Raw genomic sequence first — 23005 nt, 5'->3', positions numbered from 1 at the left:
CCTGGTGGTGCAGCCCGGCCTCAGCGGAAGGTGCCGGTCCGGGTGCGGCGCCCGGTGACCGCCTCGTAAGCGGCAATGAAGAGGACCGCAAGCCCCACTCCGATGAAGAAGGGGATCCAGGCGATTCCACCGTTGGCGTTGGCGTATCCGAAATGGCTGGCGATAGCCGATCCGAGTAACCCGCCCGCAGCGCCGAGAAGGACCGTCATGATCATGCCCACGTTTTGCTTACCCGGCATGACAACACGCGCCACGACACCAATGATTGCGCCGACAACAAGAGCCAAGACAATTGTTCCGACCATTTCAGACTCCTGACCTGAGGGCGCCCCTGGCGGGCACCACTGCGTTGCGGGTTCCCGGATTCTGCAGGCTTATAACCACCCCTTTGGGTGTATTCGCGCGGACTCTTTGATGCGCGCCACAGCTGGTTTACCCGCCACCGGCCCGGGGTAGACCGCGCTTGGTCCGGCACACATCTCTCGAGGAGTCGCAGCACATGGTCACCAATATCTGCCCCGCGTGCGGCTACCCCACCCTGCACCCCACGCTGTGTGCCTTCTGCTGCCCCAGCGACTCACCGTCGACCGGCAATCACGGAATCGGGCGGATGTCCTTCACCCGAAACTTCGAACCGTCCTGGATCACGTGGCGCGACTCGGACTCCTATTCGCCCGCACGTGTTCGCGCATGGCCCGGCCCGATTGCCAGCTGACTGGTCTGTTGCAAACCCCGCCGACAAACTGCTGCAAAAATCAGGCATTTTCCGTGTGATTGAATGCCGGGATCCGAATCCACTGTCGCGAATCCGAAAAGACACAAAGCAGCGATATCCGGCGCAGCGGGTTGCTTTGTGCCAGCTGAGAATTGGCTGGACACAGCTTAAGTAACGGACAATCCCGCCGTCCCCTCCCGGTCTCACGTGGCAGTGTGTTTGTGGTGGGGGAGATGAGCGAGTGACATACGTGCTGACGCATCCGCAGCTCTTGGCGACCGCGGCAATGGATGTGACGTCCATTCAGACGTCGCTCAACGCGGCCACCGCGGCGGCAGTGCCCGCGACAACGGACCTGGCTGCCATGGCCGCCGACGAGGTATCCGAAGCGGTCGCCAGTCTGTTCAACACCTTTGCCCGCCAGGGTCAGGCGGCCATGGCGCAGGTCGCAGCCTTTCCGGACGACCTCACCAGGGCGCTGGCCGCGGCGGCATACTCCTACGAAAGTGCGGAGGCCGCCAATCTGAGCGGGCTCGCCGCTCCCCTGACCGGCGGCACGACTGCGCTGACCCAAGCCGTCGCGGCTGGGCCCTACGTCACCCTGGTGATGGGCGGCAGCGGAACACCCATCCCGCCAGCAGATTTCGTCGCCAACGTGGTGAGCCGGTACGTCACACCGAATCTCCCGGCCGGGCTCGTGCAAGCCCTCTACCTGCCTGCCGGCGAGTATCCGGACAGCGGCATCAAAGATCTGACTTCGGATGTGTCGATAGCCCGCGGCGTCGAAATTCTCACCACCACAATCCAACAGCAGCTCGCCGCCGGGAACACCGTCAACGTCGTCGGTTACTCGCAGAGCGCCAATATCGCCGCACTGGCGATGCAGCAGCTGAACCCGACCGGAACGCCGAGCTCACTGCCGATAAACTTTGTGCTGCTGGGGAATTCGATGAATCCCAATGGCGGCTGGGACGCCCGTTTTCCCGGTCTGAGTTTCCCGAGCCTGGGGTTCACAGCCCTGGGTGCGGCACCGAGCAATTCATTCCCCACGACCTCGTACACGATCGAATACGACGGCTGGGCCGACTTTCCTCGATACCCGATCAATATCCTGTCCGACCTGAACGCTCTTTTCGGCATGGTGACCGTGCACGGCGGCTACGACACTCTCACTGCAGCACAACTTGATTCCGCGATCCTCCTGCCCACCCAAGGACCGACCACCAGCACCTACTACATGATCCCGACCCAGGATCTGCCACTACTGGAGCCGCTGCGCTTCATCCCCTACATCGGCGACCCGGCCGCCGATGTCCTGCAACCGATCCTGAGACCCTTGATCAACTGGGGGTACGGCGACCCGAACTACGGTTGGTCTACCGGCCCCGCCAATGTGCCGACGCCGTTCGGATTCCTGCCGCCCCCTGAGGCCACCATCGCCCTGGGGCCGGCACTGCTCAACGGATTTCAGCAGGGGATCCTCGCCGGGACCACCCACCTGTCCACCATGACATCGCCGACTTTCCCACCGCTGCCGTCACTTTCGGATGCTGTCACGTCGATGTCCGCGGGCCCCGGCACCTTCACTCTGCCCAGCGTCACCGATCTACTGCGCAATATTCAGGCGGCGAACACACAGCTCGTCGGGTCGTCGACGATGGCCCTCTCTACCGCGTACTCGACACTGCTGCCTACTGCGGATATCGCCACTGCCGCGCTGATCTCGTTACCGTCCTATGACTACAACCTGTTCCTGGACGGGATGATTCAGATGTTCAACGGGCAGCCCGTCGAAGGACTGGTGAACGCGATCGGCAATCCGATCGCCGCGAACATGGGGTTGCTGCCATTCCTGTTGGGTCTGGAATTGGCCAGTGTCGCGCTGGCGGGCGATTCGATTCTGACGGGAACGCCTTTCCCGAGCACCTGATCGGAAAGTGGCGCAGCATGTTCCGCGGACGGCGCAACAGCGCACCTTGGGCACCGGTGAATTCAGGCCGCCGATCGGTTGTTTCGTTTGCGCGGCGGGGCGACTTCCGGCCGCCGGGGCAGCGGACGCAACCGGTGGTCCGGCGTGAAGATCTGGCGCAGCAGCCCGAGGGCGATGACCACGGTGGTGGTGGCCGTCGAGCCGAGCACGAGAAACATCACCACGGCTTGCACCAGAACGGCCTGCAGCGGTGGCACACCGGCCAGGATGAGTCCCGTCATCGCGCCGGGCAGGAAGACGAGCCCGGTGGCCTTGGTCGACTCGATCTGCGGCGTGAGCGCCGAGCGCAGGGCCGTTCGCACGTAAGGTGTGGCGGCTTGGCGGGAAGGCTGGCCGAGCGCGAGCCTGGCTTCGACCTCGTCGCGTTTGTCGCGCAGCTCATCGACAAGCCGGCGGGCCACCAGTACCACGGCGGTCATGGAGTTGCCGATCATCATGCCGACGATCGGTACCAGGGTGCGGCTCTGCAGCGGGAAGACCCGCAGTCCGAACACCACACCGAGGGTGACCACCGCGGCGGCCGCGAAGGCGACGACGGCCAGTCTGCCGAGCCGGGGCACCTCAGGAACGCGGCGGCGCGCGACGTCGCCGGCGTAGAGCACCATGCCTGCGGTCCAGGCCCATGACCACCACAGGGAACGGCCCGGCTGCAGGAGCCAGGCCAGCACCACCCCGACGATCAGCAGTTGCGTCAGGGCGCGCGCCGCGGCCCAGAGCACCTGCCGCTCCAGGCCCAGCCGCTGCCACAACGAGATCCCGGCGGCGAAGCCGACCAGCGCCAGTGACATGGCCAACCCGGCCCACGACACCGGCCCGTTCACTGCGACACCTGCCCGGGACCGGCGTGCACGGGCGTGATTCCCAGGCAGCGCCCGCGCTCGATACGCAGCACCCGGTCGGCGATCCGGGCCACCTGTTCGGCATCGTGGCTGACCCACAGCGCCGACAGCCCCGTCTCGGCCAAGTCCCGTACAGCCTGCTCGATCACCCGCGCGGCCACGGCGTCATCCGACGACGTGGGCTCATCCAACAGCAACACGTGTGGTCGGGCAATCAAGGTGCGGGCCAGGCACATTCGTTGCGCCTCTCCGCCCGACAGCGCGGTCGCGTCGCGGTCCAGCCACGAGCCGGTCAACGCCACCCGGGCCAGCATTTCTTTCATCTGCGCCTCGCTCGCGTCCGGCTCTGCGACGCGCAGGTTGTCGGCCACCGTGCCGGGAAACGGGGTCGGGCGCTGAAAACACATGCCGACCTCGCGGCGCAGCCGCAACGGATCGAGATCGGCGATGTCCGTTCCCCGGAACAGCACCCGTCCACCGGTGGGCACCTCGAGTCGATTACACAGCCGCAGCATCGTCGACTTGCCCGACCCTGACGGCCCGAAAACTGCAGTCACCCCACCGTCAGGCACCACGGCATCGAACCCATCGAGGGCTCGCACGCCGTCGCGCTCCACCACAACGCCCTCAAAGGCGAACAGGGCACCTTCGCGTCCCACCCACGTCACCTCCGTTCAGTTGACCTTCAGCAGTGTCATGAGGCCGTAGTCCATGTGGATCTGCTGGTGACAATGCAGTAGCGACAGGCCCGGCTGGTCGGCGACGAAGTCAACCTCCATGGTCTGGTAGCCGCCCAGCATGACCACGTCCTTGCACACGCCGCTCGTCGGGGTCCCGGCGAAGCGCGTGATCTCAAACGTGTGCCGGTGCAGGTGCATCGGGTGCATGTCGTCGGTGGCGTTACGAAAGCGCAGTCGGTACCGCTTGTTCATCTGCAGGTCCAACACCGGACCGTCCATGGAGAACGGCGTGCCGTTGAACGTCCAGACGTTGAAGCCGCTGTCGGCGGCGTTGCGTTTCTCGATCAGCAGGTCGAGGGTCTGATCCGGTGGCGCCACCGGCGCCGGGCGGGGCGGGGCGAAGAGTCGGTAGTCCCAGGTGAACTCGGGGGGTGGCAGCCACCGCGGATCCCCGCTCTGTCCGGCATACTCCACGACGATGCCCATTCCATGGCCGCGGTCGTCGTCGGACAGGTCACCGAGCACCCATACTCCGGGATTGGTCATCGTGACGATTGCCGAAATCCGCTCGGCCGCACCGAGCCACAGCACCGGCACCGTCGCGGGGTGGGGAACCGGGTTGCCGTCCAGGGCAATCACCTCGAAGCCGTGTCCGGGCAGCGCGAGGCTGCGGGTCTCGGTGGCGCTGCCATTGAGCACGTGCAACAGCACTCGCTGGCCGGTCCGCACCCGGATGGGGTCGCCGTGGCCGAGCATGCGTCCGTTGATAGCGAACGCGCCGTAGCTGACCTCGTATCCGTGCGGGTCACCGCGGTTCAGCGACGCGTTCATGGCGGATTCGCCTTTTTCATTGAGGTCGGGGTCTTCGTCACCGGCCAGAAATGAGGCGGCCATGTCGCCTCCGCGGCTGAAGACGGGCTGAAATTCCTTGAGTGTCAGAAAGATTTCCTGGTCGTAGCGTCCCGGGTTCTCTTTGGGTTCGATAAAGACCGGGCCGACCAGCCCGCTGTACTGCCCCCGCGAGAGATCGGCGCGCGGCACGACGTGGGTGTGATAGAAGCGGAAACCGGCCGGTCCTGGGATGAAGGAAATCCGCCGCATACCATGCGCGGGAATGTCCGGCGTCCCCTCCTCGGCGGCACCGTCGACATCGACCCCGACGTGCTGGCCGTGCCAGTGCAACTGCTCGGGAGTGCCGGTGTCGTTGTAGATGTCCACCCAGGTCCGTTGGCCCTCTTTGAATCGCACGAGCGGGCCGGGGAACTGGCCGTTGTAGAGCACGGTGGACACGATCTGATCGGGCGCCAATTCCACCGTGCCGGTGCCGATTCGCAGCGTGTAGTCCGGTTTACCGCCAGGCGGGGACGGTGGCGCAGGCCGAGAGCAGCCCGATGCGACGCCGGCCAACCCGGCCGCACCGCCCGCGGCGAGCACGGCGGCGGTACCGCTGAACTTCAGGAAGTCGCGCCGGGTGCCGCTGCTCATTTCGCCCCGGCGGAGGTGAACAGTTCGTCCGGGTTGCTGGACGGGTCATCGAGCACGATCTGGCGCCGCCCGGGTCCGGCGAGGTGGGTGGTGGAGAAGTCGGTGGCAGTCACAATGCTTCTCCCCCAATGTTTTTCGGGCACGACGTCATGGCTTGAGCGAGGTAGCGGATGCGACTGTGCAAGTCGGTCGTCACCGCACGAAAGGCCGCATAACCCGCCCGTCCGGCGCCCGCAGCAGCCGGATCCGGGACGCTCCAGTGAATGGCTTGCCCACCGGGAAACTCGGGGCAGATCTCGCGAGCCTTGTCACACACGGTGATGACGTAGTCGAACCGACGCCTGCGTAGCTCCTCGAGGTGCTTACTGCGCCGGCCGGTCACATCGATCCCGTACTCGCGCAACACTCGGAATGTATTGGGGTGGATCGGTTTTGGACTGGACCCTGCACTTGCCACCCGTGCCCGCCGACCGACGGCCTGCTGCAGCAATGCCTCGGCAATCTGCGAGCGGCTGCTGTTGCCGGTGCACACGAACAACACACGCACCGGAGTTGACCCGCGAGCGGGAACCGTCGGGGATGCAGTCGCCAACCCGGGGTGCAGCGCTGCACCCGTTGCGGCAAGCAGCTGTGCGCAGTGGACCAGCTCGATTCGGTAGTAGCTGTCGCGGCCGTCGGCCGAGCTGCGCCGCATCGACACCAACCCGCCGGCGCGCAGCCGGCCCAGGTGGTACGAGACCGCGTTCTGAGGTTGTCCGACCAACTCGGTCAATTCGCCCACACGCCGGTCGCTGCGCGCGAGTTCGGACAGCAGTCGCCAGCGCAGCGGCTCGCCGGCCAGCCGCAGAAATTCCGGGGGCGAGGCGTCTGCCGGCGACGTTTGCATCGACCCAAATTACATCAAGCTGGATTGATGCATACTGTCCAGGTGCGTTGACGAATGTGAAGCCGACGCTTCGGCCTGACTCTCCCCTGCCCGCGGCCGTTCACCCACCGGAACATGGTCGACGAGAAGCCCAAATGACGCATGCTGCCGGACCGGTCCGACGCCGAGGCTGGTGATGGACAACCTCGGCGGCTGTCCGCCCGGCATCACCGAGTTGCTGGTGCACGCGACCACTGTGGCTGGCCATCCCTAGGATGACTGGTTTGCGGGGACGAGGGCGCATTGCGGCGCTTGACGCCCCATCACCCCAACGCTGCGCCCGCGCGGAAGCAGCTAGGCACCGTCACGCGCGCAGCGGGTTGTGCAATCCGTCCGGCGCCGATGCACAGAGCTGGCAACCGCACCTGAAGTCACTCGCAAATCAGTCTTGTGACAAGGGGTATGCAAGGCGGCCCTGGCGGGTACGGTGGCGGAAACCCTTCGATGATGGTCGAGTTGGTCAGCGGGCTGTTTTGGTCGAAATACCAAGGGTGGCAGACGTTCATGTCCCAATTGGGCATGTTCTTCAGGATCGGGGAGCCCGGACACCATTGGTAGGTGCAGCTGTTGGTCGGGGTGGCTAACGTGCTTCCGTCCTGGCAGACCATCGGAGCGGGATCAGCGTGGGCGGTGCCTGTCGCCAGTCCCGAACCGACGAGCAGAGAGCCGACTGTAGTCAGACCCAAAACAGTTAATCGCAACATGCGATTAGTTCTAGTTGCCGCCACTTGCCAGAGGTTTGCAAAATTCTTGCGAAATTCCTGTCCCGCACCGCAATCGGCGGTCTTGCAGCCGAAGATGAACGCGTGGCCGCCGATACAGACCCGGTCGGCGTCGTCAGGGGGTGGCACTGCCCGCAATGAGCCCGCCTCGACACCAGGCGCTCGAAGACCTGACCTGGCCCCGCCGACTTACCGTGATCTACATCACACTTACGCAAGCATGGCCCGAAAGTCGGGAGCTGAGGCCGAAACGCGAACACCCGAGACCGGACACATAACCCGACAACCGTGTCCATGAACCGGGTCTACACAGGCAGAACCTGGTGGCCAGGGGCGGGATCGAACCGCCGACCTTCCGCTTTTCAGGCGGACGGATTAGCCGCTGACCTGCGGTTTATCTGCTGTTGTGCGTCGTATGCGCCGCATTGAGCAGGGCTGACGTACTCAGCCTGTCCGACGAACGGACATAAACCGGACACGGATCCTGCACTCCCTATCAGGAGCTTCCGTATTGCCGCTTGCGTTGTGGGCGGCTGCGCGGGCTCCGGGGAGCAGGCATCCCGATGCCCAGCATCGCATCGTCAGCCGCCATTTCGACATCCTCAACGCAGGGCTCGACATCGGCATCACAACACCCGTCTTCGCGGCACGGTTCTGCCGATGCCTCGGTTGACGGTAGGTCGCGAGCGCCCGAGGCCGCCCAGGCCGCAGGGCGCGAGAGCGACAGTGGTCGGCCGGACGTCGACCGAGGCGCCGGCCTCAACCCGGCCCCGGCCGGCGGGCTTGTTATATGTGCCGAAAATGTCCGGGAGCCGGTTGACGACGGTATCGCGACGGGCGAGCTGCGGGCGATCGACGCATTGGGGCTGCGGTTCCCAAGTCCCGAGATGGTCACCGCGGCTGCGGCACTGTTCGAACCGGCAGCGCCGTGGGCATCTGGTCCTGACCGTCGAGGCACCGAACCCGAATCGGGACGTTTTCATATCACCGTCGGTCCCGGCGTAGTGCGACTCGGGTGGACCAATCCCGTCCGCGTCGAGAAAGCCGCCGAGCGGGCCGTTGGTCATCACCAACGTGACGTTGACGACGCGAAGCTGCAAGTCAGAAGCGACCCCGCCCTCGCTGCCGGGAACGATGATCAGGCCGTCGTGTCTTCGACACGACGGAGCAGTACGGCACTCCACCACCGCGGCCCTAGTGGTGTCATCAACGAGTGGTCCCGCAAGTCACGCTCGGCGATGTGCCGCACTTTTGCCGAACTCGACTACAGCCCACTTGTGGAGTCCGGTCGTGTCCCAGCGATGGTCACACTCACCTACCCGGGCGACTGGGAAACCGTCGCCCCCGGCGGAGCCAGTGTGAAGCGACACATGGTGTTGTGGCGCAAGCGCTTTCAACGCGAGTATTGCGAATCAGCCTGCTACATATGGAAGTTGGAGTTTCAGCGGCGCGGCGCCCCGCACATTCATCTCTGGATGGCACCACCCATGTCACCGGGCCGCTCGGGCCGGGGCTTCGCACAGTGGCTGTCCGAGACTTGGGCACAGATCGTCGACCACCCCGACCCGGTGCAGAAAGCTCGCCACCGGCTCGCCGGAACCGCCATCGACGTGCGCAACGGACTGAAAGCCTGCGACCCCAAACGGCTGGCCATCTACTTCACCAAGCACTCATCGCCAAACATGCACGGCGACAAGGAGTATCAGCACATCGTTCCCGACCTATGGCGGCAACCCGGGCGCGGCCCCGGCAGATTCTGGGGCGTGTACGGACTCAAGAAGGCCATCGCCGTGGTCGATGTCGCTCAGGACGCGTACCTCACGGCTCGCCGCATCGTCCGGCGCTGGTCACGCAGCCAAGCGGTATACGGCAATCCCGATAGCAGTTTCCCGAGTGCCGTCGTGCCGCGAACGGCTACGCGGCTGGTCCCCCGTGTTGTTCAGAACACCGGCGCCATGACCCATCGGCGGGTACGACGACGGCGAGCCGTCTGCAATCAGGGCGGCCTCGCGGGCGGATACGCGCTAGTGAATAACGGCCCGGGCTTCGCCACTCAACTAGCCGCAGCATTGTCGCTGCGAACCGCGCGGACCGAAACACGACCATTCTGAACATGTTCCACGGTGCGCAAGCCTGACTGGTTGGCCGAAAAAACTTTGCTTCGACCGTCGCGTAAGCCGGATTCAGCTCTTAGGGTTATAAGCATGGTCAATCCTCCCGCCCTTGTCGGGACGCCAGCGCGACGCCCACCGGCTTGGCAACGCTGGTTGCTCAACGCGATGTACAACTTCGACCGATACACGATCGATGACTGGCTGGGTCTCATGAGAGACCATCTTCAGCGACCCGGTGGTGCCACCCCGATGCAGACGGCTCGCTACACCGTTGATGTGTTGCGCCACGTTAGTAGGCTCACATCGGCAACCGCGAGCCTTGCCTCACACGGTGATCGGGCAGCCCGCTCCCAATTGGCTGACGCCGCTCTGGACTTGAAGAGCGCTCTCGACCGCCTTCACGAAGCGCGCGATCAGCTACTGAAAGCCGCTGGCGCTGAGCGTGTTACGGATATGGGTTAGGGAATTTTCCACCGACTCGCCAAATGGCGCGGCGGCAACGAGTCGAAGCAAACGACGGGCTCGTCGTCGGGCACTTGGCGTTTGCCGTGCTGGCGCGCAGGTCAGATGACGTGACGGGCATCGACCCCAAAGGGTGCGGCTGGGGTAGCGAGACCGGTAAGTAGGCCGACAGCCCTTCCGCTTCCCTCACCGAAGCTGGGTCAATCCGGCTCGTTGACGACGTCGGCGATCTGCTGGGCGATGTCGTCGATGCTGTTCTGATCGGTGCTCAGCGCAACCTTGTCGGCCAGCGAGGGACTGTACGTACGCACCTGCTCAGCGGTGAGATCGTGCCAGATCGGGAGCAGCGACTGCTCGCCGGCGACCGTGCGGGTGACTAGACCGTCGAGCTCGTGGTTCGTCCAACCCTTCCGAAAGAAGGCCTCGGAGAGGACCACAACCCCGAAGCGACTCGACCGGATCCCCTCGTCGATCTTGCGACGCAGACTGTGACCGATTCTCATCTGGGCTTCATCGAGCCAGACAGTCACGCCCCTTCTGGTAAGCGCTTCACGCAGCGGACGTGCGACAGCATCTTTGTCCTCACTGGCGTGGCTGATGAACACATCCCATGTCTGCCCACCGAGCACGCCGCCTTCGGGCTCCTGGGGGGCGTCACGAACCTGGACCTGCGACAGCAGATGCTCTTCCGCAGATCTGGCTGTCGGAAGGAATCCTCGCGGCGGTGGTTCTACTGCGACGCTCGCCGAGACGCGGCCTGCGTACCCGCCGAGGTCAACAGCGACCACCCAGTGGCCACTAGACGGAACGATGATCCGAAATGGTGACCGGGTCACCCGACCGCCGTGGTAGCGGTACCTGCGGCCAGCCTTGTAGTTGTTGTACTCGCTGCTGGTCATCAACTGCACATTGGCCTGGCTGTTGAGAGAGACCACGGCGGTGGCGCCCTTCTCGAGTTGTCCCAGGTCGTAGCGCAGATGCTGCATTTGTTCTGTACCGCCTACTTCTCGGCCTGGCGCGTCCGCGCCCGCTCAACCGCCGCGCGCTGGGCATCTCGACGTATATCGGCGTGGTTGGTCTCGGCGCGCAGACGTTCTTGGCGTGAGGGGGACCCGCTGCGCATCCACTCTTCGAACACTTCTGCCTCGACGGCGAGAAGGTCGTCATCGTCGATCTCCAGGTCGGAGAGCACCGTCTCAAGCCAGTCCCAAAGAAGCTCCGCCTCTGTAAGGACGGGTGCAGACTGGCTTCTCAGGACCTCTAGCTCCGTCTCGGCTCGTGTGTAGTGCTTTATGAGCCGCTGCTGGAGTACGAATATCCCTCGGTTCGATAACGTGGCGATCCGTCGCTCCTTGGTCAGTAGTTCGACCGGACAAGCCGTGATGTCCACGAACATCGCGGCGAAGTGCTTGCCCGAAACGAGTTCGGCAAGCGGCATCACCCGGGGGTGGCCATGCCACGCTTTTCCGGTTATCGCCCGGTACGGCTCGATTGGCGCGACGGTGATCCTCGGCGACAAAGAAGCACCCGTCCTCATCGCACATGGGTGGGCGACGATCTGAACCTTCCTCGGATTCTCACCGAAGCCGGGTAGCACGATGCCATCGAAAACGTCACCCTGCAGCAACGGGCGCGCTCTACTGATGTCTTCGCGCTCGTCATAGAGCTCGTCCGGATCGATCTGGTCCATTTTGTCTGGCAAGCCCTAGTCGTTTCGACGCCGAATGGCTCGCTCACCTGTGGCGTCGACATAGACCTCAAAGTCACTGCGGCTTTGCCGCCAATTCGGTCTGACCCGGTCGAGGACTTGAGTGATTGTCTGCCGTTGATCGGCAAGCTCAATCAATTCGGTCACATGCCCCTCAAGGTAAAGGTCCAAGGGCCGAATAAAGTATCCGGGCTCCAACGAGAAGTCCATTTCCATCCACGCCGCCGGGTCCTCAACAAGCCCCTTTTCTTCAAGCACATCAAGAAGTGCGGCGATCCGGGCAAGTTTCGATCGACTCTGAGGGCTCGCGACGCCACCCTTCCGCCACTTCCGAACAGCTGAGACACTCACACCGACGACCTCTGCGATGTCGGACCACCCCATGCCACGGGCGACCGCGAGCTCTTCTAGCAGTCCAGCAACGGATTTCTTGCTCTTCTCAAGAGCACGGTCAGCGAGGTCGCGTTCACGGATCTCTCCGTGCATTTCCTGCATCTCGCCCCCGAGCATATCGACCTCGGTACGCAGGTAATCGGCGCGAAGCGACAGCGCGCGTGTCTCGCTCAAAGTCGGCAGCGGGTATTCAGAAACAGCACCCACGGATGTACCGGTAGCTCCGCTACCTTTGTTCACAGTCATGCCAATTCTCCTCGAAAGAGTTCACGGGCTCTATTGGTAATGGACCGCTGGAACGTGGCACCGCAGGGAGTGTGGACGGCGGTCAGCGTGTCGCGAACGACGTCAGCACTCATGGTGGTGAACTCGTCGCTGGGAAAATCACGGAAGCCATCGAAGTCGAGCACAAAGAACGGCCCCGATGGAACCGCACGCCGCCGGAGATACTGCGGGACGACGACTGAGCCTTGGTCCAGGGCGGCGAACCGGAAGGTCAAGCCTTTTCCTTCCCCCAGGTCATAGGTGCTGATGCCCTGCGTCCCCGCCACAGGTACGTCATCTGGGCCAACGGCAAGATGGGCGATGAGACGTTCATCGATCCAAGCACTCCATTGCCGCACATCGTTGACAGTCTCAGGCACCCGTACCTCATCGATGTACCGCAGACCGATCCGCCGCACCGCGGGATGGACCTTGGCGGCGTCGAGTGCCTCACACGCAGCGACTACGGCATCCCGTAGATCCTCAAAGCTTGTGTAATTGGTCGTCTCGTAGGTCAGCGACTCCGACAGGATAGTCATCGTCTCTGTGCTGTCGACATTCTTGAGAACGACGCCACGCCGTTCACGGATCTGCGGCTGTCCTCCGCTTGGAACATGAGCCAAATCAACTTCGGCCTGTTGTAGTTGCTCAGCGAAGGGGAAACGTTGCTCAAGGGCAATCGTCACTTCGTCTTTCGTCTGCTGTTGCCGTAAGCGGGCTGCGTCGGTGAAACGCACCTCAGCTGCGACGAGCGCTAACGGCGGGTTCGGGAAGATCTCGCGGTTGGGATACACGATTAGGAAACCTACTTTCCTGATATCCGAACTGTACCTAAACGCGCACTCAGAACGGTACCGATTCTCGCACCTACGGTTGCCTCACTTGCGCCGGAAAAAAGTTCGGGCAACGTCTTTTAGTTCGGCGGTCTTGTCCTTGGCCGCGTCGGTCAGATCGGTTGCTCTGTCCTTGGCCGCGTCGGCCAGATCCGCGGCCTTGTCTTTGGCTACCGTGGCGCCCTCTGTCCCAGCTGCCAGCGCTTTGTTCACCACCTCGCCCGCGGCCTGGCCCCATCGCTTCGCGTCGCTGGTCGCGTGACCGGACTCGATGCCGAGGCAGTCACGAAAAGCCACCACACCCGTGGCGATCTGATTGCTCGACCGGACGGCCGCCGGCGCGTCGCGCGGATTGAGCAGCACTCTGGAGTTCGCGTTGCGGACCGTCGCGTGCATTTGGGCGAGCAAACGGGCAGTGCTGCTTGAGATGACGTTCAGCCGTTTCTGGCGGGCGTTGGCCAGGCCTAGTCGGTGGCTGTCGAGATCCTCGGGCGCGGAGTCGAGTACCCTGTCGAGCTCCAGCATGGCCACCCCGTCCTGGAGCTGGAAGCAGCGCGCTATTACCGCTAGCCACTCGCGCACCTTGGGCTCGGCGGCCTTGGCGGCCTTGGCGGCCTTGCCCAGGTCAGCCATCTTTGCCAGTTCTCCGGCGATGTTCTCAAGTTGACATATGGCGTACGCCTGCGTCTCCGCGAGCACCAGAGAGCCCGACTGAATCTTCGACCAGGTGATCTCCGAGACTCGCCCGACCTGGTCACGGACGCTCAGCGCGTCCTCAACAACCAGTTCGACACCGATCATCTTCGCGAGAACGGCGTCTTTCTGGTTGCGCAGGATGTTATCGACCTTCGCGTTGATCTCCTGGAGATACTCAACAATCTGATCCATCTGCTGTTGCATCGCCTGCTGCTGCATCAACGTCGACAGCGCGGACAGCGCCAGCGGGCCCTTTAAAAGGGCCGTCGGGGCCTTTGCGACCTGAAGCCATTGCTTGACCTCACCAGGCTTCCCGATCATCGCGTGACTGACACCGGGTGTCTTGGTCGGCATCAGCCCGTATTGCTTGACGGCCTGCGCCGACTCGGCAGTCAGCTTGACCCAGCGTCCCGAATTCGCGGCCACTTCAGAGCCGACTTGCAGAGCCGCCCCACCGGTGCCCGCGAACGACGAAAGACGGCGGACATCCAGGACCTTCGATGGCGCCCTGTCGAGTCCTTGGTCGAGCAGGAAGCGCTCAACATCGGCCGTGTCACCGATGACGGCCAAGCCGTCGCCGTCGCTGACCAGTTCGATCTCGTTGCCCATCTTTTTTCTCCGCTGGATGGAGTCCATCGACCGGCCTCCCGGTTCGCCTCGCCACCAGACGCTACCCGTGTGCACCGACGCCCGGCGCACGCTTCGGCTGACGGTTTGTCCAGGGAAACACGAAGTCCGCGGCAGGCCGACGATCGGGACCCATCCCCCTTCCGGCTGTGGTGTCTGATCGAAGCGAACACGGCCTCGGCATGTCGGATCACAGTGACCGTCCCCACCACCGCTAGCGTCGATGGACTATGACAGAGGTTGGCGCTGGCGACGATAAATCCACGTCGCCGCGGCAGCTCACACCTGGTGACCTAAAGCCGGGCACTCCTGCGTGGCGTGTGAACGTGGCGATGTTTGCTCACCAATTCTTCGATCTGGTCCACAACCCGGAGATCGCAACGGCGATCGGGAAACCTGATCCTCCGCCCGCTGACTCGAACGGCGGGCCACCCAAGACAGTCCCCTTCGAACCGTGGTCGGTCGCCGACTTCTCGAAATACCTGCACAGCCTCGGCCTCCCCGCCGCCGGCGAGGCCGTCACTCTCCATCGCATCCTCAGCGCGATGGAACGTGCCGGGCTTCTGCTGCCACTCGGTTGGAACCCGCAGCTTCCAGTCATGGGCCAGCAGTACATCTCTCAGGGTGGCGCTTCCAAGGGGCAAGTCGGTGGCAACCTGTGGTTGTCCGAGGTATTTGGTGCCGAGCTCATCATCCCGAGCTACAACGCAGTGACAATTCAGCTTGCTGGCCACGACGACGAGGGCAGCCCAGTCGACAGCTGGGGCACCGGCCTCGTCATCGACCACAACCACGTCATCACCAACAAGCACGTCGTAGCGGGACTCGCAGGAAACAGCGCGGGTCTGTCCATCTACCCGTCGCGCAACCATGCCGACGCGGAACAAGTCAACTGCACCGGAACCGCTCATCCGCACCCGACGCTCGACGTCGCCGTGATCAAGTTCGACATGCCCGACGGCAAATACATACCGCGACTCGCTGGCATGGCATTCCGCGACCCCGACTGGGCCGATGAGGTCTACGTGTTCGGCTACCCGCGGGTGCCGATGACTGCCGAGATGGCAATCACGGTCCAGCGCGGAGAGGTGGTCAATCCCGCGGCCACGACCATCCCCGACCGCCAGAGGATTTTCCTGTATTCGGCCATCGCGCGGCCCGGCAACAGCGGCGGCCCGATCGTTGCGCAAGACGGCCGCGTGATCGGCCTGGTGGTCGAGGACTCCGCGGAAGCAGCATCGACTGATGCCGGACAGGCCGCGGCGCCCTTCTATCGTGGTATCCCTTCGGGCGAAGTGATTCGGGCGATCGGCGAACTCGGCTTTGGCGGCATCATCGAGCTGGACGCACCGCGGTAGCTGCTTTCACCGGTGCCATACTCACCACTTGTCACCCCCTTCGATTAGCGTCATTAGGCTGCCAAACTGGGAGGTCGAAGGTGCTGTTGGAGGAGCTCAAGCCGGGGCTTCGTATTGATGGGCTGATCCCCTCGGAAGTCGTGACGGTTCTTGCCGCCCAGCAGCACGGCCCGGACGCCGTCGAACTCACCTATAAGACCTCGGCAGGACACCTCGGCCAACAGGTCGTGTTCCGCAAAGACCAGGATGCGCTGACGATCGCCCAGTCCGGCAGCCGAGCCTTCGACGCCCCAGCAACTGACTTCAAGCTCGTCGCCGAGGCCCAGCGCATCCAGCTGGCCGGCCTGTTCGACCCGATGCTCGCAGTGGCTACTAGCGACGTGCGTCCGCTGCCCCATCAAATCCGCGCGGTCTACGGCGAACTACTCCCCCGTACACCGCTGAGGTTCCTGCTCGCTGACGATCCGGGCGCCGGAAAAACCATCATGGCCGGCCTCTACATCAAAGAGCTGATTCTCCGCGACGACGTCAAGCAGTGCCTCATCGTCGCACCGGGCGGACTGGTCGAGCAGTGGCAGGACGAGCTGTTCTTCAAATTCGGGCTGCGCTTCGACCTGCTGACCAATCAGCTGATCGACGCCAACGTGAACCTCAACGTGTTCGAGACCAACCCGCTGCTGATCGCCCGCATGGACCAGCTGTCCCGCAACGAGGAGCTGCAGAAGCAGCTCAAGGACACCGAGTGGGACTTGGTGATCGTTGATGAGGCCCACCGCATGGGCGCCCACTACTTCGGCGCCAAGTTGGAAAAGACGAAGCGCTTCCTGCTCGGCGAGCTGCTTGGCTCCATCACCCGCCACCTGCTGCTGATGACGGCCACCCCGCACTCAGGTAAGGAAGAAGACTTCCAGCTCTTCCTCACCCTGCTGGACCGCGACCGCTTCGAAGGCAAGCATAAGAAGACGGCCGACACCAGCGGCATCATGCGCCGAATGGTCAAGGAAGACCTGCTCACCTTTGAGGGCAAGAAACTTTTCCCCGAACGCATCGCCGAGACCGTCCCCTACGAGCTCACCGCGCTGGAATACGACCTGTACGAACAGGTCACCGCCTACGTCCGCGAGGGCATGAACCGCGCCGACCGGGTCGGCGGCAAGCGCAAGAACACCGTCGGCTTCGCCCTCACCGTGCTGCAACGCCGACTTGCTTCGAGCCCCGAGGCCATCTACCGCAGCCTCGTCCGCCGCACCGAGCGGCTGGAACGCAAGAAGCAAGAGATCCTCAACGGCACCTACGTCGAGAAGGACCCCAGCATCGACGTCAGCGCCCTAGACGCTGACGACTACAACGCCGAGGAAATCGAAGAGCTTGAGGAAGAGCTGCTCGACGCTGCCACCGCCGCCCAGACCGTCGAGGAACTCGACGCCGAGCTGCTCGAACTGGCCGAGCTGGCGAACGTCGCCAAGCAGGTTCGCGACTCGGGCACCGACCGCAAATGGACCGAGCTGAGCACGATCCTGCAGGACAATGCGCTGACCAACGATAAGGACGGGGTGCCGCGCAAGTTCATCATCTTCACCGAGCACCGCGACACGTTGGACTACCTGACCGCGAGGATCCGCTCGCTGCTCGGCAAGCCAGATGCGGTGCAGGCCATCCACGGCGGTGTTCGCCGGCTGGAACGCCGAGTGATTACCGAAGAGTTCACCAAGAATCGCGGCTGTCAGATCCTGCTGGCCACTGACGCCGCCGGCGAGGGTCTGAACCTGCAGGCCGCGCATCTGATGGTCAACTACGACCTGCCGTGGAACCCCAACCGCATCGAGCAACGCTTCGGACGCATCCACCGCATCGGCCAGGAAGAAGTGTGCCGATTGTGGAACCTCGTGGCGAGCAACACCCGCGAAGGCGACGTGTTCGTCCGCCTCCTGGTCAAGGTCGAAGAGCAGCGAAAGGCGTACGGCGGCAAAGTGTTCGATGTGCTCGGCGAGGCGTTCACCGAAACGTCGCTGCGAGACCTGCTGCTGGAAGCCATCCGCTACGGTGATCAACCCGAAGTGAAGGCCAAGATGCACGAGGTCATCGACGGCCAGGTGTCCGACGGCTTGGCGCAACTGCTCGAAGAACGCTCCCTCGCCGCCGAGCACCTCGCCGAGGCCGACTTGTCCAAGCTGCGCGCGGCGATGGACGAGGCGCGGGCCCGACGCTTGCAGCCGCACTACATCGAGTTGGCGTTCAAGGCGGCGTTCACCCGGCTGGGCGGGCGTATCGCCAGACGTGAGCAGGGCCGCTACGAGATCGCCAATGTCCCGGCACAAATCCGGTCCGGCAGGTTCGGGCCGATCGCCACCAGGTACGACCGAGTCACCTTCGACCTCGGCCAAGTTCAACCCGACGGCCTGGTCCGCGCTGATCTGCTCGCGCCCGGACATCCGCTGCACGATGCGGTGATGGATGAGGCGATCCGCCGCCACGGCGGTGTCCTGAACAGCGGCACCGTGTTGGTGTCCTCCACGCTGGAGGAACCGCACCTGCTGGTCGGTGTAGTCGAGGAGGTTGCCGACGCGACCGGGGCGACCGTATCGCGTCGGTTCGGGTACGCCTACGTCGACAGCATGGGCACGGTGAGTGCGGCCGGCCCGGCGCCATACCTCGACTGTGTGGCCGCCCCCGACGTGCCGGTGGTGACAGCAGCGCGGCAACTGCCATGGTTGGCCGAGGCGGAGGATCGTGCGATCAGTTGGATCATCGCCAACCAGCTTCCGGAATACCTTGCCGAGGTGCAGCCCCGGCGCGCTGCCGAACTGGCCAAGACCCGTGATCTGGTCACGAAACGCCTTGAGCACGAACGGGATCGGCTGCTTCTTGACGCGGCCGTCGCCGCCGAGAAGGAACAGGCCGGCGAGAAGCCCAAGGAGTCCGCTGAGAGCCTAAGCCGTAAAGCCGTCGAGTTGGACGCCCGGCTGCGCAGGCGGTTGGCGACAGTCGATCAGCAGGCGCTGATGTCGAACAAGCCGCCGCGCATCCTCACTGCGGCGCTCGTTCTGCCGGTCGGGATGCTCGAAGCAGATCTCCCGGCGTCGGCGCCGATCCATGCGAAGGAAACAAAAGAAGTCGAACGCCGCGGGGTGGACCTGGTACTTGCCTGCGAACGCCAGCTCGGCCGCACTCCGGTGGAACAGGCCTTCAACAACAAAGGATTTGACGTCCTCTCGTACGCTCCAAACGGCGCCACCTACCGAATCGAAGTCAAGGCGCGTATCGACGGCGCGAAGGACTTCTTCGTCACTCACAACGAGGTGATCGTCGGGAAAAACGCGGTGCCCCGCTACCGACTCGCCCTGGTGACCGTTAACCGCCGCGGGGCACAGCACGATGAGGTGCGGTATCTGGACAATCCGTTCGCAACAACCGATCTGGGTAATTTCGACTCGACCGGTATCCGCGGCGACTGGAACAAGATGTGGAACAAGGGATCGGAGCCGTTTTGAGCGCCTTAGTTCCAGCACATTTGACCGGCGCAACGGGTGATCCATCGCGCCGTGACTTGAGCGACTACCTGATTCACCTCACCGGGTCGCTTGAAAACCTCACAGCGATATTGTCCGAAGGCTTCATCCGACCTACTCGGCCATGCAGCTGGCAACGCAAGATTGCGGAGCACGCTCCTATCCCAAGGCTGGCGTGTCTGTCGGAGATTCCGCTTGAGTTCATCGATCGTCTGACCCGTCGATGTGGCCTGTATGGCGTTGCGTTCACTCGCCCGTTTGTGGCCAAGGCGGGCGGCACCCGGGTTTGGTATCTCGACGGCGAAAATCCACTGTCCAACAGATACTTTGACCAGATTCTCAGGCTCATTGACGAGCGCGACTTCCAAGACGATTTGTGGCAACTTGCACCATTTGTAGATCCGACTGGTGCCGGATACCGCTTCGACTGGGAGCGTGAGTGGCGAGTTCCGAATGGCCTTCGATTTGCCTTGCGAGACGTCGCATTCGTCCTGACTCCCGACGAAGACGGCCAGCAGCAAATCACGGAAGAGGTCGAGTTTCACGGAGCGTTTCTCGTTCCCGGCGATATTGGCGTCTCGTGGGACAGCACCCTTGAATCACTAGGCCGTGCCGTCGAAGCGAAGGTTATCGAATTCCGACGTGCATATTCGACGCCGGTCGAATACTTGCCCTGGGACGAGGGTGGGTTCGTTTGGATCGTGGAAAAGCTGTCAACCGACGACGCGATGGCCGAGTTTTTCGATTCTCTTGAGCCGTCGATCTTCGATGCGATCTACGACCACCTCGACGGTGAAAGCACGGAGTGGCTGCGAATGTCGGACCTTGACTCGCTCAGAGATTAGCGCGTATGCCAATACATTTCTTAAGGACACGTTTTGACTGGAGACAGGCATGCATAAGCGCAAGTTGATCGAGGTGGCATTACCGCTGGAGGTAATCAACCGGGAGTCTGCGCGCGAGAAGTCAATCCGCCACGGCCACCCGTCCACACTGCATCTATGGTGGGCACGGCGTCCTCTTGCCGCTGCCCGTGCGGTGCTCTTCGCGCAGCTCGTCGATGACCCGTCATCGAATCCCGACGAGTTCCCGACAGAGGAGTTGCAACGCAAGGAACGCGAGCGGTTACACAAGCTCATCGAACGCCTCGTCGTCTGGGAAAACATCCAGGACGAGAAGCTGCTCGCCGAGGCGCACGCCGAGATCCTCACGTCCACCGACGGCAATCCCCCATCGATCCTCGACCCGTTCGCCGGCGGTGGAACAATCCCGCTCGAAGCCCAGCGCCTCGGACTAGAAGCACACGCGTCAGACCTGAATCCCGTTGCTGTGCTCATCAACAAGGCACTCATCGAAATCCCACCGAAGTTCGCCGGGCGACCCCCCGTGTCCCCGGATGTCGCCAGAGATGAGCTCGCCCACCCGTGGCCGCACGCCACCGGCCTGGCAGAAGACGTGCGCCGCTACGGCCAATGGATGCGCGACGAAGCCGAGAAACGCATCGGGCGTCTCTACCCGAAGGCCACCCTGCCCGACGGGTCGCAGGCAACCGTAATCGCGTGGATCTGGGCCCGCACCGTCACCTGCCCCAACCCGGCCTGCGGCATTGCGATGCCGTTGGTGCGCTCGTGGTGGCTCGGCAAGAAGAAGGGCAAAGAGGCCTACGTTGTCCCATCCGCATTTAACGGCAAGGTCCACTTCACCATCGGCCACGATCCCAAAAGTGCCCCCGCCAAGGACAACGACGGCACAGTCAGCCGGACAGGAGCCGTCTGTATCGGGTGCGGGACAGCGGTCGAACGTGAACACATCAAGACCGAAGGCCGCGCTGGCCACATGGGCGCCCAACTCATGGCTACCGTCGCCGAAGGCAACCGCACCCGCATCTACCTGGAACCAACACCCGAACACGAAGCCGCCGCCCAAATTCGACGTCCGATGGACGTTCCGGATCAAGAACTTGGCTATCACCCGAAAGACATTTGGACACCGCCATACGGGCTTACCACGTTCGCCGACCTATTCACGCCAAGGCAGCTCACCGCACTCACCACATTCAGCGACCTCGTCACCGAAGCGCGCGAACACGTCCTCGCCGACGCCCTCGCCGCAGGCATGCGGCAAGGCGACCGCATCGAAGCCGGCGGTACCGACGCCGCCGCCTACGCCGACGCTGTCGCGACATACCTCGGGCTGGGAGTCAGCAAGATCGCCGACATGAACAATTCGATTGCCCGCTGGAAATCAACGATGGATCAGGCGATTGCACTCTTCTCGCGACAGGCAATCCCGATGGCATGGGACTACGCCGAAACCTCGCCGCTTGCCAAGACACATGCGGGAGGATTCGTTACAAGCATCGGCGGGATAACCAAAGCGCTTGACAGACTTGTGCCGTCAACGGCAGCTACTGCAATCCAAGCATCGGCCGCAGAATGCTCGCCCCGTGGATCACTGATCTCCACTGATCCGCCGTACTACGACAACATCGGCTACTCGGATCTATCCGACTTCTTCTACGTGTGGTTGCGCCGCTCACTCCGCACAACCCATCCGGATCTGCTGAGCACCATGCTGGTACCTAAGACCGAGGAACTGGTAGCCAACCCCTACCGCCACGGCGGCAAAGACGGCGCACATAAGTTCTTTGAAGACGGATTCCGAGAAGTGTTCCGCCGCGCGCGTGAATCTGCGTTGCGAGATTTCCCGATCACCGTGTACTACGCGTTCAAGCAATCCGAAACCACCGACGCCGGCGAGGCTTCGACGGGTTGGGAAACCTTGCTAGAGGGCATGATCCACTCCGGATGGGCAGTAACAGCAACTTGGCCACTACGCAGCGAGCTGGGCAATCGCATGCTCTCGCACGGGACCAATGCATTAGCGTCGTCGATCGTATTGGCGCTGCGCCCACGCCCCGATGATGCCCCCCGAACTGACCGCCGCCAATTCGTCGAGACCCTCAAGTGTGAGCTCCCTCCAGCCCTGAAGGACTTGCAGCAGGGGGCGATTGCACCAGTTGACCTGCCGCAGGCCGCGATTGGTCCGGGCATGGCGGTGTTCTCCCGGTATTCAGGTGTGCTGGAACCAGACGGAACGACGATGTCGGTTCGATCCGCTTTGGCGCGAATCAATGAAATCCTTGACCAGGTACTCAACGAGCAGGAAGGCGACTTCGACGCGACGAGCCGGTTCGCGATCGCCTGGTATCGGCAACATGGTTATGGCACTGGAACTTTCGGCGACGCAAACAACCTCGCCAACGCACGCAACACTACCGTGGAAGCGATGGATCGCGGGGGGATCGTGTCCAGTCGAGCTGGCAAAGTTCACCTGATAAAGCCGTCTGACTTGGGGGCGGATTACGACGTCCTCGCCGATACCCATACCAGTAACTGGGAAGCACTGCACCACCTAATCAAGCTGCTTGAAGATGACGGCATTACCCCCGCCGGTGACTTCCTTCGCACCGCACTGTCCCGCCGAGACGGTGCGATCGATGCCGACCTGGTCAAGGAACTCGCACACCTACTGTTCCGGGTCGCTGAGGCCAACGGCTGGACCAAGGATGCACTGAGCTTCAACAGCCTGGTCACCAGCTGGCCCGAGATCATTGACGCCGCCCGCTCGGACAAGCCGGCAACCTCCCAGGGCTCATTCGATTTCGAGGAAGACGCAGACTGAC

At 63.2% G+C, this 23005-nt stretch carries 16 protein-coding genes and 1 tRNA gene; 6 read left to right on the top strand and 11 right to left on the bottom strand.

Going from position 1 to position 23005, the window contains the following annotated elements; translation table 11 throughout:
* Positions 1-20: 20 nt before the first annotated feature.
* A complete protein-coding gene (locus QXK92_RS29745) occupies positions 21-305 on the bottom strand; it encodes a GlsB/YeaQ/YmgE family stress response membrane protein (protein ID WP_306247861.1) in 285 nt (94 codons plus the stop codon).
* Between the two features lie 651 nt (positions 306-956).
* On the opposite strand from QXK92_RS29745, the gene QXK92_RS29740 reads away from it, so the two are divergent.
* Positions 957-2645, top strand: coding sequence for a PE-PPE domain-containing protein (locus tag QXK92_RS29740; protein WP_306247859.1), 1689 nt, complete (start codon positions 957-959; stop codon positions 2643-2645).
* Between the two features lie 62 nt (positions 2646-2707).
* On the opposite strand, the gene fetB is transcribed toward QXK92_RS29740, so the two are convergent.
* The 5 genes from fetB to QXK92_RS29715 all read right to left on the bottom strand — a co-directional run bounded on the left by fetB (position 2708) and on the right by QXK92_RS29715 (position 7745).
* Entirely contained in the window at positions 2708-3526 is an 819-nt protein-coding gene (gene fetB, locus QXK92_RS29735; RefSeq protein ID WP_306247857.1) for an iron export ABC transporter permease subunit FetB, read from the bottom strand.
* The gene (locus QXK92_RS29730) at positions 3523-4203 is read right to left on the bottom strand and encodes a phosphate ABC transporter ATP-binding protein (RefSeq protein ID WP_306247855.1); all 681 of its coding nucleotides are present in this window, start codon (positions 4201-4203) and stop codon (positions 3523-3525) included. Before QXK92_RS29730 ends, fetB begins: the two co-directional genes overlap by 4 nt.
* A 15-nt stretch (positions 4204-4218) precedes the next feature.
* The gene (locus QXK92_RS29725; protein WP_306247852.1) at positions 4219-5709 is read right to left on the bottom strand and encodes a multicopper oxidase family protein; all 1491 of its coding nucleotides are present in this window, start codon (positions 5707-5709) and stop codon (positions 4219-4221) included.
* Positions 5710-5818: 109 nt separating this feature from the next.
* A complete protein-coding gene (locus QXK92_RS29720; protein ID WP_306247850.1) occupies positions 5819-6595 on the bottom strand; it encodes a MarR family transcriptional regulator in 777 nt (258 codons plus the stop codon).
* Between the two features lie 1082 nt (positions 6596-7677).
* A tRNA-Phe gene (locus QXK92_RS29715) sits at positions 7678-7745 on the bottom strand.
* Between the two features lie 174 nt (positions 7746-7919).
* Between QXK92_RS29715 and QXK92_RS34185 the strand changes: the two genes are divergently transcribed.
* The gene (locus tag QXK92_RS34185; RefSeq protein ID WP_371934614.1) at positions 7920-9467 is read left to right on the top strand and encodes a hypothetical protein; all 1548 of its coding nucleotides are present in this window, start codon (positions 7920-7922) and stop codon (positions 9465-9467) included.
* 665 nt (positions 9468-10132) lie between these two features.
* On the opposite strand, the gene QXK92_RS29705 is transcribed toward QXK92_RS34185, so the two are convergent.
* The 5 genes from QXK92_RS29705 to QXK92_RS29685 all read right to left on the bottom strand — a co-directional run bounded on the left by QXK92_RS29705 (position 10133) and on the right by QXK92_RS29685 (position 14462).
* On the bottom strand, positions 10133-10918 hold the full coding sequence (locus tag QXK92_RS29705; RefSeq protein ID WP_306247847.1) for a DUF1883 domain-containing protein: 786 nt from the start codon (positions 10916-10918) through the stop codon (positions 10133-10135).
* A gap of 14 nt (positions 10919-10932) precedes the next feature.
* Entirely contained in the window at positions 10933-11622 is a 690-nt protein-coding gene (locus QXK92_RS29700) for a hypothetical protein (RefSeq protein ID WP_306247845.1), read from the bottom strand.
* A 15-nt stretch (positions 11623-11637) separates the two neighbouring features.
* Positions 11638-12279 carry a helix-turn-helix transcriptional regulator gene (locus tag QXK92_RS29695; RefSeq protein ID WP_306247844.1) on the bottom strand — a complete coding sequence of 214 codons (642 nt, stop codon included), beginning with the start codon at positions 12277-12279 and terminating at the stop codon, positions 11638-11640.
* Positions 12276-13091: a TIGR04255 family protein gene (locus QXK92_RS29690; RefSeq protein WP_306247842.1), complete on the bottom strand. Its 816-nt coding sequence runs from the start codon at positions 13089-13091 to the stop codon at positions 12276-12278. Before QXK92_RS29690 ends, QXK92_RS29695 begins: the two co-directional genes overlap by 4 nt.
* Positions 13092-13175: 84 nt before the next feature.
* Positions 13176-14462: a hypothetical protein gene (locus QXK92_RS29685; RefSeq protein WP_306247841.1), complete on the bottom strand. Its 1287-nt coding sequence runs from the start codon at positions 14460-14462 to the stop codon at positions 13176-13178.
* A gap of 323 nt (positions 14463-14785) precedes the next feature.
* Between QXK92_RS29685 and QXK92_RS29680 the strand changes: the two genes are divergently transcribed.
* The 4 genes from QXK92_RS29680 to QXK92_RS29665 all read left to right on the top strand — a co-directional run bounded on the left by QXK92_RS29680 (position 14786) and on the right by QXK92_RS29665 (position 23004).
* Positions 14786-15811 carry a serine protease gene (locus QXK92_RS29680; protein WP_306248020.1) on the top strand — a complete coding sequence of 342 codons (1026 nt, stop codon included), beginning with the start codon at positions 14786-14788 and terminating at the stop codon, positions 15809-15811.
* Positions 15812-15891: 80 nt separating this feature from the next.
* The gene (locus tag QXK92_RS29675) at positions 15892-19302 is read left to right on the top strand and encodes a helicase-related protein (RefSeq protein WP_306247839.1); all 3411 of its coding nucleotides are present in this window, start codon (positions 15892-15894) and stop codon (positions 19300-19302) included.
* Between the two features lie 56 nt (positions 19303-19358).
* Positions 19359-20165: a hypothetical protein gene (locus QXK92_RS29670; RefSeq protein WP_306247838.1), complete on the top strand. Its 807-nt coding sequence runs from the start codon at positions 19359-19361 to the stop codon at positions 20163-20165.
* A gap of 49 nt (positions 20166-20214) precedes the next feature.
* Entirely contained in the window at positions 20215-23004 is a 2790-nt protein-coding gene (locus tag QXK92_RS29665; RefSeq protein WP_306247835.1) for a DUF1156 domain-containing protein, read from the top strand.
* Position 23005 lies beyond the last annotated feature (1 nt).

Origin of the sequence: Mycobacterium sp. TY815 (assembly GCF_030755135.1) — a bacterium.
Taxonomy (GTDB): domain Bacteria; phylum Actinomycetota; class Actinomycetes; order Mycobacteriales; family Mycobacteriaceae; genus Mycobacterium.
This window is presented reverse-complemented; position numbering and strand designations above follow the sequence as displayed.